The organism is Neokomagataea tanensis, from assembly GCF_006542335.1.
In the GTDB taxonomy this organism is placed as follows: domain Bacteria; phylum Pseudomonadota; class Alphaproteobacteria; order Acetobacterales; family Acetobacteraceae; genus Gluconobacter; species Gluconobacter tanensis.
In genome coordinates, this window is the sequence record NZ_CP032485.1 from 1,020,871 (window position 1) to 1,033,155 (window position 12,285).

Sequence of the window (12,285 nt, forward strand, 5' to 3'; positions counted from 1 at the left end):
GCCCTTTCGGAGATATTTGTATGAAACTCGTCGGCAACGACCTCCTGAATGCTGGCCGTGACCTCAGCGTTGATGGCCGCTCTTACCGTTATTTCTCTCTACCCGCCGCAGCAGAGAAAATTGGCGATGTATCGCGCCTGCCAGTCAGCCTCAAAATCCTGCTGGAAAATACCCTCCGCTTCACAGACGGCACCAGCTACACAGAAGCAGACGCACAGGCTATTGCGGATTGGCTTAAAAATGCCAGTTCCACACAGGAAGTCCCCTTCAAACCCGCCCGCATCCTGATGCAGGACTTCACCGGCGTTCCCGCCGTTGTAGACCTTGCCGCCATGCGCGATGGCATTCTCTCACTTGGTGGCGACCCTCGCCGCGTGAATCCACTCGTCCCAGTGGACTTGGTCATCGATCACTCCGTCATGGTGGATGTCTCTGGCCGTGAAGACGCGCTTCAGCAAAACGTCACCCGCGAGTTTGAGCGCAATGGTGAACGTTACGCCTTCCTGCGCTGGGGCCAACAAGCCTTTGACCAGTTCCGCGTTGTCCCGCCCGGTGCCGGCATCTGCCATCAGGTAAACCTAGAATATCTCTCCCGCGTCGTCTGGACCCGTGAGATTGACGGCACCACCTACGCCTACCCAGACACACTCTACGGCACCGATTCCCATACCACGATGGTCAACGGCCTCGGTGTTCTCGGTTGGGGCGTGGGCGGCATTGAAGCAGAAGCCGCCATGCTCGGCCAGCCCATCGCCATGCTGATACCTGATGTGATCGGCTTTCGTCTGGAAGGCAAACTGCCAGAAGGCACCACAGCAACAGACCTCGTGCTAACCATCACGCAAATGCTACGCGCTAAAGGCGTCGTCGGTAAATTTGTTGAGTTCTACGGCCCAGCGCTAAATGATCTACCACTGGCAGACCGCGCAACAATCGCCAATATGGCCCCAGAATATGGCGCAACCTGTGGCTTCTTCCCCGTCGATGCACAAGCACTCGATTACATGCGCCAAACAGGCCGTGATGAGCACCAAATTGCGCTGACAGAAGCTTATCTACGTGCACAAGGTATGTTCCGGGACACGAACACGCCGGACCCTATTTTTACCTCTTCTTTGTCGCTCGACATTTCAACAGTACGCCCCTCGCTTGCTGGCCCAAAGCGCCCACAAGACCGCGTTGCCCTCGATGTTGCTGCACCTTCCTTTGAAAAAGCCCTCACCGAAGCTTTAGGCGTCGCAGCAGACAAAACTCAAACAACCGCTCCCGTAGCCGGAACAGACTACAGCATCGGCCATGGCTCCGTTGTAATCGCGGCCATCACCTCCTGCACAAATACATCCAACCCAGCTGTACTCATCGCTGCTGGCCTCGTCGCACGTAAGGCGCGGGCTTTGGGCCTTACTCCGAAGCCATGGGTCAAAACATCTCTCGCACCGGGCTCTCAAGTGGTCACGGACTACTTGGATCGTGCGAATCTTACCGAAGACCTCAGCGCGCTGGGCTTCGATACGGTCGGGTATGGCTGCACCACCTGTATCGGCAACTCCGGCCCATTACCGCAAAACATCGTCGATGCAATCGAAGAAAACGGCCTCGTGGCAACCTCCGTTCTCTCCGGAAACCGCAACTTCGAAGGACGTATCTCCCCGAATGTCCGCGCCAATTACCTTGCCAGCCCTCCGCTAGTCGTTGCTTACGCCCTCTTCGGCACCATGCGCGAAGACATCACCACAGCAATCCTTGGCCATGGCCCAGACGGTCAGGAAATTCGCCTAAAAGATATCTGGCCCAGCAACGCCGAAGTAGCCGAACTCATCGGTTCCGCCGTCACACGTGAAGCTTTTGTCGAACGCTACGGAAAAATCACCGAAGGCACCCCAGAGTGGCGGGCCCTTGGTGCAGCCGCGGATTCAGCAACCTTTAACTGGCAGCCAAGCTCTACCTATGTGCAAAACCCGCCCTATTTTGATGGTCTGACAGCAGAACCTGCACCACGCAAAGACATTACTGGCGCGCGCATTCTGGCCCTACTCGGTGACAACATCACCACAGACCATATCTCCCCCGCCGGTTCGATCGCAGCCAGCACGCCCGCTGGTGAATACCTGCAATCACATCAGGTTCCCGTGCGTGACTTCAACTCTTATGGCTCACGCCGTGGCAATGACCGCGTCATGGTCCGTGGCACTTTTGCCAATATCCGTATCCGTAACGAAATGGCCCCCGGTACTGAAGGCGGCATGACCTCCTTCCAGCCGGACGGCACCATCATGCCTATTTACGACGCAGCTAAACGCTACGAAGAATCCGGCACGCCACTCGTTGTATTCGGTGGCAAAGAATACGGCATGGGGTCTTCCCGCGATTGGGCCGCAAAGGGCACACGCCTTTTAGGCATCACCGCCGTCATTACCGAAAGCTTCGAGCGTATCCACCGCTCAAACCTCGTGGGCATGGGCGTTCTACCACTCACTTTTGAGCCAGGTACCACACGCAAAACCCTGAACCTGAATGGGTCAGAGACCATCGCTATTGAAGGCGTTGAAGATCTGGCGCCGGGCAAAACCCTCACCATGATCATCACCCGGCAAGATGGCAGCACACAAAGTGTCCCCTTGCTGTGCCGCGTCGATACAATTGATGAAGTCGCATATTTCCAGCACGGGGGCATCCTGCCCTACGTTCTGCGCGGCATGGCCTCCGCCTGACACTCCTGTTGCCCAATAAACAACATCAGGCAAAACATCTCGCGGCGGATGCATGTTCTTCTTGCACTCGCCGCACTCCACCCATAACGTAATCATCATCTGATAGTGCATCTACACTATTAGCCACGCAGACAGATGGAGCGCCCGCCGGCGCGCCAGCGGCGGGAGCTTCCACGGCCTTGGGAGACCCGCGATGCCTGCCTTGAACACCTCATCCCACTCAGAAGCCGAATCCCACCCGCTCGACCTCATGGAACAAGTCTTGGGCTTGTATGAATGGGAGTTTGAACGCCTTGGCCCCAATGAAATGGTTGCCCAAGCTCCGGGGCAATGGTGCGATTATGGCCTGATTTTCACATGGTCAGATGAATTATCTGCCCTGCACCTCAACGCGGTGTTTGACCTCCATCCTCCTAAAAAACTGCGCTCCAATGCGTATGAACTCATCGCCTTGGCCAATAGCCGACTCTGGGTTGGCCACTTTATTGTAGATGCTGAAAGCCGCATCCCGGCCTATCGCCACACCTTGCTTATGCGAGGCACGTCTTCCCTACCAAGCGAAAGCATGGAAGATTTGATCGATATTGCCCTTTCAGAATGTGACCGTTTCTACCCGGCCTTTCAATTTGCGCTCTGGGGCGGCCAAAGCCCTCAAAGCGCGTTAGATGCTGCAATGCTCGATTGTATCGGAGACGCTTGACCATGCCTGCCCCCTCAATTCTTCTCGCCGGATGCGGTAAACTCGGGAGCGCCCTTCTAGGAGGGTGGCTCGCATCTCCAAACCCACCGCGCCTTGTCGTGCTGGACCGACACAAAACGTGTGACAACGATAACGTCACAGTCATTCGCACAGCGGACAGCGTTCCGGATGACTTTACGCCTGATATAATCGTCCTTGCTATCAAGCCTGCCGTTGCCGAAGACGTTATCGCTTCATTGGCTGAAACTCTTGGGGCGCGTCTAGATAAAGCCGCCTTTTTATCGGTTATGGCCGGACGTACATGCGCATCATTAAGTGCTGCTGCCAAAAAATCCGGACATTCATGCCCAACACTCCGTGCAATGCCAAACACACCCTCCACCTTAGGTGCTGGTGTCAGCGGCCTTTACGCCAGTCCGGAAGCGACAGAGCAGCAAACGCAGCTTTGCCATGACCTTCTCTCCGCAGTCGGTGATGTTGTAGAGGTCACTGAAGAAAAAGACCTTCTTGGCGTAACGGCTCTTTCCGGCTCCGGCCCAGCTTATGTTTTCCTTCTGGCTGAATTGCTGGAAAAAGCCGGACAAGCGCAGGGCCTCTCACCTGAAAATGCCCGCCAACTGGCACGCGGAACCATTTACGGTGCAGGGCGCATGCTCCACGAATTACCCGATGATGCTGAAAAACTCCGTAAGGCTGTCACCAGCCCGAATGGCACAACAGCCGCCGCGCTTGCCGAACTTATGAAAGAAGAAGCTTGGCCAACCGCTATCGAAAAAGCGATTAATGCCGCGGTTAAACGCGCTGACGAACTCGCTGGTTAAAAATTCGTCCAGCAAGTTCAAACCACTGGGGCAATACTGCCCCAGTAACGCCATGAGAAATACCAGACAAGAAACGTCTTTCTCTGCACTTACGATGCAAACGGCTGGACAAATAAACGTTTCTCTCGCAGAGAGCAGCGCAATACGTTTTTTAGGAGACACCCATGGACGACGGACTAAACACGCTTGACGGCGCATCCTTACACCACGATGCCCCCGTTAGTCCGTTTGACGCCGCATTGCTGCGTGCAGCTTTTGACCGAGCTGGCTCCGAAGGGTGGCATCGCTTTTCCTTGGTCGATGCAGCGCTAGACGCCAAGCTTCCCATCGACGAAGTTCGTGCACGCTTTCCTATCAAAGCAAAGCTGCTGATAACCCTATGCCAGATCGCTGATAAAAGCGCGCTGCGCGATGAAAGCGAAGGAGCCGTCAAGGAGCGCCTCTTTGATCTCCTCATGCGACGTTTAGACGTGCTGCAAGAATACCGCTCCGGTGTCCAAGCTGTCATGCAGGCAATTCCCTATGACCCCGCTCTAGGCGCGCTCCTTGCTGCCCTAACACTGGATTCGATGCGGTGGATTACCGAGACTGCTGGCATTGATGGAGCAGGTATCCGCGGTGCGTTCCGCATTAAAGCAATTGCCGGAATCTGGGCACTCTCCCTCAACACATGGCACAAAGATGAAAGCGCTGACCTAGGCACAACAATGGCTGCGCTTGAGAAAAACCTCGAAAAAGCTGAGCGTTTTGGCGCCTTACAACCCTCCCCTCGGCAGAAGCTTCACGACGCGCTTAACCACTCCAGCCTACCTAATCATGATTTAGAAGTAGAATATTGAAAAAAGGGGGTTTACTCGCCCATCAAAACTGGATTAGAACGCACCCGTCCTTGGGGCGTAGCCAAGTGGTAAGGCAGCGGATTTTGATTCCGCCATGCGGAGGTTCGAATCCTCCCGCCCCAGCCAAGGATATTCCATAAAATAAAGCTTCCGTCAGTCTAAACGACAACGGTACAAGCCGTTTTAACGACGCAGTAACACCGCTCTTTCCAGAGCCCCTACTGCACCGGATGCGCAACCCCAAGCGACTCGCCTGACACAATGCCTGAAAAGACCCAGACCCGTCTTTATACGGGCTTCAGGCATAGCTGATCGGGCACCTTTCAGCAGAGGTGCCCAGCTTCCATTTTAGCGTGTAAACGTCTTCACCAAATCCGCAATGCCTGTTTGCCGGCGCGTCACCTGCCGCGCAGATTGTAGAACAGACCGAGCCTGGGTGATGGCTGCATCCAATTCATTGTTCACGATGACATGGTCAAATTCTGACCAATGTGAAATCTCGTCGAGTGCAGCGCGCATTCTTTTCTCGATTTCTTCAGGATGATCGGACGCACGTCTATGCAAGCGACGCTCCAATTCCTCCAAAGAAGGCGGTAGAACGAACAGGCTGACGACATCGTCCGGCAATGCTTGGCGCATGAGTCTGTGCCCTTGCCAGTCAATGTCAAACACCATGTCGTGCCCAGCGGCTAACGCTTCTTCAACAGGTTTTCTTGGGGTGCCATAACCTCTGCCGAAAACTTCCGCCCACTCCAGCAAGTCGCCTTGCTCAGCCATTTTTCGAAAATTCTCCAAATCGCGGAAATGATAATGCACCCCCTCGACTTCTCCCGGACGAGGTTGACGTGTCGTCACCGAAACGGAATGTTTTAACGAGGGCTCAGAAGCACGCAACGCGTTCGCGATGGTCGACTTTCCTGCTCCCGACGGCGCAGAGATAATAAAACAAACTCCACGGCGTGACGGACGCGTCATAAGGAACTCCTTGTTACGCTTATCACCCACCAGCGCAGGCGATATCATTATTTTTCTGCTTAATGCCTGAATTTAGCAGTAGTGAAAACCGCAGCATCAGGCATCGTTGTGCAATTGTGCCGCCAGAGTATTGCCCAGCGTACGCCGTGGCGGACCTCCTAGGATATGTCCTAGCGGAGCAAGAATTTCGATGTGATCACAGATGATTTTGAGAACAGCGAGCATAGGCACAGACAAGATAGCCCCTGAAATCCCCCACAACCAGTTCCAAAACAAAAGTGATCCAACTACAAAGACAGGATTCAAGGTGAAGCGCCGCGCCAGCAACATAGGCGTAATAGTTTCGCCCTCTAAAATATGAATAAACAAATAGATCAATGGTGGGACGAGAGCATGTAGTACTGATGGAAAACTAAACAAACCCACTACAAAATAAACGACCATTCCCATTAAGGGACCAATTATAGGAATATAATTAAGCAAAAACGCTAATACACCCCAAAGCAAAGGGTTAGGAACGCCCGTCAACCAACATTGCAAAACATTCAGTACACCAACAACGACGTTCATAATCGTCACTGTCACCAAATAGACAGACACATTATGCTCAATCTTCAGGGCCATCTGCACAACGCGGCGTTTTTCGGCAAATGTTGGCATAATTTCCACCACCCGCCGCAAGAGCGTGTCCCCTTCCGTCATTAAAAAAAACAACATGAGCAGCATTGAGAAAAAAGCATCCGCAAAATCGCGGGTCCCTGCCAGAACGGACGTCCCGAACCGAGACAATGCGCCATCGCCATCGAGAGACGAATTTGTGTGCACAACCCGCGTAACGTGGTGACCATTAAACAATGCCGATAAACGCATGTAATCTGACTGCAAAGCGTCAATCGGTCCACGCAAAAGCGCCATTTTTTGCTGCAAAGCAGGTAGTGCCTGAGGCACGCGCGAGAGCCACCCCGCAGCGGGCACGGAAATGGTTGTCGCCACTCCGCCCACAAGTCCAAACATCCCGGCAATAAGCAGCAATGCAGCCAAATGCCGAGGCAGATGAAGTTTTTGCGTCATAAAACGCATAGGGGCCAGCATCAGCAAATTGACCACCAACGCGAATACGAACGGTAAAAGAATCTGCGCCGTAAAATACAAAGAGTAGAAAACAGCCAGAACCGCCAAAACGATCAAACACATATCCCGGACATTAATATGCTGCCTGAGAGAGCTTTCCGGCAAAGTGTAATGGGGCAACGACTCATCGTCGGCATCCCACCGTTTTGCGGTTTTTTTTCTCTTTTTATCCGTGCGGTTTGACGTTTGAGAGTCGGCAATCTTAGCCGAATCTTGCAGCTCATTAGACATATCTGCTGTTTGAGATCCTGACATAAGACGCCCGAAAATGATTGAACTAACCCGAAATAACACCAAATCGGACTACACGTTTTTGTGTTCAGCGCAAAATTGCCCTTGAACTCTCCCCCCAAGAACAGACATTCTGCTCATAGTCGGAGGGTGCATCCCTTCCTTTTACGGCAAAGAACGGAGCTCACCATGGCTTGGAACACACCAAAAGTCACCGAAATCCCATTGGGCGCAGAAATCAACTCCTACGTCTGCGGTAAAACCAAGTAAGGTTTCCTCAGAAAAACTGGCTCTTTCCCCTTAGAAAGAGCCAGTTATATTGACGGGAACACAGAGGCGCGGCATGCGATATAGGTGATATCACCTCAAGCGGCGGCCTATATCCTATGATTGATCTCCTCGTTCTCGGTTCAGGAGCTGGCGGCGGCTTCCCTCAGTGGAACTCAGCAGCCCCCGGATGTATTGCAGCGCGCAAGCACGATGGGACATCCCCCCGCACACAAGCCTCTGCAGCCGTCAGTGGCGATGGGAAGCGCTGGTTTTTATTTAACGCGTCGCCCGATATCCGGCAGCAAATCAACGAAAACCCGCCTCTTCATCCTGCGCCAGAGCACGCAGATCAATTAAGGCACACCCCAATTCAAGCGGTCATTCTGACCTGTGGTGAAATTGACGCCGTCACTGGCCTCCTGACACTACGCGAGCGGGAACCTTTTTCACTCATGGCGAGCCGCTCCACCCTCGACCAACTCAACGCAAACCCGATATTTGGCGCATTAGACCCCAATATAGTCCCGAGGGTTCCCCTAGAGTTGGATCAACCATTTCCCCTCATCCATAAAGATGGCAGCGATAGCGGCCTCACCCTGACCGCGTTTGCCGTGCCGGGAAAAGCCCCACTCTATGCTGAAGCCGAGGGCTCACGCCCTGACGAAACGCTTGGCCTCAGTATCTTCGATGGCACCAGCACTGTGTTGTTCATTCCCGGCTGTGCTGACATCACAACAGATATCGTAAAACGTGCGGAGCAGGCCGATCTTCTCCTGTTCGACGGTACGCTATGGCGCAATGACGAGATGGTACGCGCAGGTCTTAGCCCCAAGACAGGTAAGCGTATGGGCCATGTATCCGTCGCAGACCCTGACGGCCCTATCGCGCTCTTTCGAAACTGTACGAAACCACAAAAAGTCCTGATCCATATCAACAACTCCAATCCCGTCCTGCTGGAAAAAAGCTCAGAACGCGAAATAGCCAACCAAGCGGGTTGGACCATTGCCGCTGACGGAATGATCTTCAGATTGGAAACTCCATGACTTCTTCTTTGTCCACTCGCCTTACTCCAAAAGAACTGGAAGAGCGCCTTCGTGCTATCGGGGCAGAGCGCTATCACAACCGTCATCCATTTCATCGCAAATTGCATGACGGGCTATTGAACAAGCAGCAAGTTCAGGCTTGGGCTCTGAACAGGTATTATTATCAAGCCAGCATTCCAGCAAAAGACGCCACACTCCTCGCGCGCCTACCGACAACAGAGCTACGCCGTGAATGGCGCCGGCGCATTGAAGATCATGACGGTACCGAGCCAGGTACGGGCGGTGTTGCGCGCTGGCTCGTGCTCACCGACGGGCTCGGTCTTGACCGCGCTTACGTCGAAAGCCTGAAAGGCTTATTGCCCGCTACGCGCTTCTCGGTAGAGGCTTATATTCATTTCGTTAGAGATCGATCTATTTTAGAGGCAATCGCCTCCTCACTAACGGAATTATTCTCCCCGACCATCATCAGTGAGCGTGTCTCTGGCATGCTTCAGCACTATGATTTCATTTCCAAAGACACACTGGCCTATTTCACACCGCGACTCACCCAAGCGCCACGAGATTCAGACTTCGCACTTGGATATGTGCTCGAACATGCCAAAACGATCGAACAGCAAGAAGCCGTTCTTGCCGCCTTGGAATTCAAATGTTCCGTCTTATGGACTATGCTGGACGCCCTAGACCACGCCTACGTCCACAATAACATTCCCCCCGGCGCATTTATTCCATGACCACTGAAACACCAGCGCACATCAACCCAGAACGTGTTCCGACGCTCGCGCGAGGTTACCGCCTTCAACACGACAAAGTCCGCAACCTCTGGCTTATTCAAGCGCCAGAGCGCGCACTTGTTTTAGAGGGCGCTGCACCCGAAATTATGAAGCTGGTAGATGGCAGCCGTACAGCAAACACGATCATAGAAACCCTCGTTGCGCAGTATGACGCGCCCCACGACTTAATAGCGCAGGATGTTTACACCTTGTTTGCAGACCTTACACAAAAAGGAGCTTTAAGGGCGTGACAATTGCCGCCCCTATGAGCCTCTTGGCGGAACTCACGCACCGTTGCCCTCTCGCCTGTGTCTACTGCTCTAACCCCCTGCAATTGGAACGCCGCGCGGCGGAAATGAACACCGCCGGGTGGTTAAAAACACTTGATCAAGCTGCAGAAATGGGAATTTTGCAGGTTCATTTTTCAGGGGGTGAGCCTATGGCCCGCCCGGATCTGCCTGAGCTCATCCGTCATGCACGCGATTTAAATCTTTATACCAACCTCATCACATCCGGTATTCTGCTGAATAAAGACACGCTCGCCGCATTGGACGATGCAGGCTTGGATCATATTCAGCTCTCTTTCCAAGATGTCACAAATGAAGGCGCCGAACGCATAGGCGGCCTCAAAAATGCCCAACCACGGAAGCTGGAAGCTGCGCGATTGATTGGAGCGCTCGGTATTCCTCTCACCCTCAATTTCGTTGTTCACCGTGAAAATATTGAGCGTATCCCGGCCATGTTTGCGCTCGCACGCGAACTCGAAGCACAGCGTGTTGAAATTGCTCATACTCAATATTACGGCTGGGGCCTTAAGAACCGAGCCGCACTCCTGCCAAGCCGGGAACAACTTGAAAGCGCCACACGCTTTGTCGAGCAAGAACAGAGCAAAGGTGGTCTAGCGATTGATTACGTCACCCCTGACTATCACGCACAAACCCCAAAGCCTTGCATGGATGGCTGGGGACGGCGCTTTATCAACATAACGCCCAGCGGCCGGGTATTGCCCTGCCATGCGGCAGAAATAATTCCGAACGTTCATTTTCCGAACGTAGAAGAAGACTCTCTGCAAAACATCTGGTTCGATTCTGAACTCTTTAATCTATTCCGCGGAACGGACTGGATGCCTGAACCATGCCGTTCTTGCTCCAAGAAGGAAGAAGACTGGGGAGGGTGCCGCTGTCAGGCGCTAGCTTTGACCGGGAATGCCGCCAACACAGATCCCATTTGTACAAAATCGCCTATGCACCATACGGTGGATACTGCTCTCAAAGAAGCACAAGCACAAAACCCGAAATTACTATACCGCCGCTTTTAAGGTTATGAACTCACCCAATGCTTGCACCATTGCATGCACTGGCTCTTGCCAACTCCCTGGTTTCGACTGACGAAATATCCGCATCGTCGAATACCAAGGAGTTGTATCTCCAGCATCCCCCCAACGCCAGCACGCGTCAAAGCGAGATAGCAACCAAACAGTGCGTCCCATACCGGCCATCAGATGAGCGATGGATGTATCCACCGCAATTAGAATATCAATTTCACGCAGCCGGACAGATGTATCAAAAAAATCTATAATATCTTTTGTTCCATCACTAATTTTATTAGCGTATTTTTGTCGCTGTACCGCCGCTTGCCCCATCTGAAAGCTAATAAATTCCATATCAGGTAGCGCCAATAACGGGGCCAATGCTTCAAGCGAAACACTCCGCCTTAAATCCGTTTGCCGCGCCTTAATATCACCCGGCCTTGGGTCTCCAGCCCAAACAAGGCCGACCTTCATAGCGCGCCCGACTTTTTCAAAACACCCGTTGGATTGATCGGCCCCAGTGTTCAAATAAGCTTCTGCTGCTTTTTGCCTCGGATCATAATTCAACCGAGCAGGAAGGCTGAGCAATGGGCAATGCACATCAAAATACGTTCCTTTCTCCAACACTGGGAAAGCTTTAAAAACTCCCTCAACACCTTGCGCCAAACGCACGAGCGGAGGAGGGACTTGCACGATAACCCGCGCACCTTTCTGTGCAAGTTGAGGAAGCAGTCGGAAAAACTGCAAACTATCTCCGTAACCCTGCTCATGATGAATGAGGATTGTTTTGCCATACAAATCCTCCCCTTCCCAAACGGGCACATCAATATCTGTTCTTAGTGTTTGGCAATCCAACCAGCGCCACTCATATTCACGCCAACCTGCACTGTAATTGCCTGACTTCAGGAGTGCTGTTGCTCTGCCAAATCTTAACGCAGCATGGCCGGGATCTATCTCGAGCGCACGATCGTAATATTCCAGCGCATCGTAAGAGCGGTTCAGACATTGCAGAGCATGGCCCGCGTTATTCAACGCTATAATATTGTTCGGACTTATTGCCAAAGCATCTACAGCGGCAGACAACGCATCAGAAAAATGACCGGCCCTCGCCAACCCCATACTGTAATCTATTTTATAATGCTCGTTCCTATCGTCCAAAGCACACGCATACCGCAAAGCCGCTAAAGCTTTTCCAAAATCGTCTTTTGCAATACGGACTAAGCCAAGACGGTGCCACCCACGCGGGTTAGACGCCTCATTGCGCAGAGAAAGAACGTAGTAATGCTCTGCTAAATCGAGCAGACCACAATGCTCACAAACACCACCGAGCAAAAAGGCTCCATGGGACGTTCGTGGCATATACGCCTCAGCATCCTTCACGCAGCACAACGCAAGGTCGTGCTGTCCGCTTCTTTCGGAAGCTATAGCAGCCCGGAGACTCTCTAAAAATTTAGGGCTTTCTATACAATCGGCCATGCTTCCTCC

At 52.9% G+C, this 12,285-nt stretch carries 12 protein-coding genes and 1 tRNA gene; 10 read left to right on the forward strand and 3 right to left on the reverse strand.

Going from position 1 to position 12,285, the window contains the following annotated elements; translation table 11 throughout:
- Window positions 1–20 precede the first annotated feature (20 nt).
- The 5 genes from acnA to D5366_RS04730 all read left to right on the forward strand — a co-directional run bounded on the left by acnA (window position 21) and on the right by D5366_RS04730 (window position 5,197).
- Window positions 21–2,711, forward strand: a complete 2,691-nt coding sequence (gene acnA / locus D5366_RS04710; RefSeq protein WP_141492492.1) for an aconitate hydratase AcnA — start codon at window positions 21–23, stop codon at window positions 2,709–2,711.
- Between the two features lie 193 nt (window positions 2,712–2,904).
- Window positions 2,905–3,411 carry a type III secretion system chaperone family protein gene (locus D5366_RS04715; RefSeq protein WP_141492493.1) on the forward strand — a complete coding sequence of 169 codons (507 nt, stop codon included), beginning with the start codon at window positions 2,905–2,907 and terminating at the stop codon, window positions 3,409–3,411.
- Window positions 3,412–3,413: 2 nt separating this feature from the next.
- Complete coding sequence (proC, locus tag D5366_RS04720; protein WP_141492494.1) at window positions 3,414–4,232, forward strand: pyrroline-5-carboxylate reductase; 819 nt, start codon at window positions 3,414–3,416, stop codon at window positions 4,230–4,232.
- Window positions 4,233–4,396: 164 nt separating this feature from the next.
- Entirely contained in the window at window positions 4,397–5,071 is a 675-nt protein-coding gene (locus D5366_RS04725; RefSeq protein ID WP_141492495.1) for a TetR family transcriptional regulator, read from the forward strand.
- 51 nt (window positions 5,072–5,122) lie between these two features.
- Window positions 5,123–5,197: transfer RNA gene (locus tag D5366_RS04730), tRNA-Gln, on the forward strand.
- Window positions 5,198–5,419: 222 nt separating this feature from the next.
- Here the strand turns inward: D5366_RS04730 and gmk are convergent.
- On the reverse strand, window positions 5,420–6,046 hold the full coding sequence (gmk, locus tag D5366_RS04735; protein WP_141492496.1) for a guanylate kinase: 627 nt from the start codon (window positions 6,044–6,046) through the stop codon (window positions 5,420–5,422).
- A 96-nt stretch (window positions 6,047–6,142) separates the two neighbouring features.
- Window positions 6,143–7,408 carry an AI-2E family transporter gene (locus D5366_RS04740; RefSeq protein ID WP_141492497.1) on the reverse strand — a complete coding sequence of 422 codons (1,266 nt, stop codon included), beginning with the start codon at window positions 7,406–7,408 and terminating at the stop codon, window positions 6,143–6,145.
- Between the two features lie 189 nt (window positions 7,409–7,597).
- Here D5366_RS04740 and pqqA point away from each other — a divergent pair, with 189 nt between their 5' ends.
- From pqqA to pqqE, 5 genes are all read left to right on the forward strand, one after another.
- A complete protein-coding gene (gene pqqA / locus D5366_RS04745) occupies window positions 7,598–7,678 on the forward strand; it encodes a pyrroloquinoline quinone precursor peptide PqqA (protein ID WP_084367111.1) in 81 nt (26 codons plus the stop codon).
- A 116-nt stretch (window positions 7,679–7,794) separates the two neighbouring features.
- A complete protein-coding gene (pqqB, locus tag D5366_RS04750; protein WP_141492498.1) occupies window positions 7,795–8,721 on the forward strand; it encodes a pyrroloquinoline quinone biosynthesis protein PqqB in 927 nt (308 codons plus the stop codon).
- On the forward strand, window positions 8,718–9,452 hold the full coding sequence (gene pqqC, locus D5366_RS04755) for a pyrroloquinoline-quinone synthase PqqC (protein WP_141492499.1): 735 nt from the start codon (window positions 8,718–8,720) through the stop codon (window positions 9,450–9,452). The genes pqqB and pqqC overlap by 4 nt, the downstream gene beginning before the upstream one ends.
- Window positions 9,449–9,742 (forward strand): pyrroloquinoline quinone biosynthesis peptide chaperone PqqD, encoded by a 294-nt coding sequence (gene pqqD / locus D5366_RS04760; RefSeq protein WP_141492500.1) that lies wholly within the window; start codon window positions 9,449–9,451, stop codon window positions 9,740–9,742. The genes pqqC and pqqD overlap by 4 nt, the downstream gene beginning before the upstream one ends.
- Before the next feature lie 14 nt (window positions 9,743–9,756).
- On the forward strand, window positions 9,757–10,809 hold the full coding sequence (gene pqqE / locus D5366_RS04765; RefSeq protein ID WP_240775384.1) for a pyrroloquinoline quinone biosynthesis protein PqqE: 1,053 nt from the start codon (window positions 9,757–9,759) through the stop codon (window positions 10,807–10,809).
- Here pqqE and D5366_RS04770 read toward each other — a convergent pair.
- Window positions 10,792–12,276 (reverse strand): tetratricopeptide repeat protein, encoded by a 1,485-nt coding sequence (locus D5366_RS04770; protein ID WP_141492502.1) that lies wholly within the window; start codon window positions 12,274–12,276, stop codon window positions 10,792–10,794. The genes pqqE and D5366_RS04770 overlap by 18 nt on opposite strands.
- Window positions 12,277–12,285 lie beyond the last annotated feature (9 nt).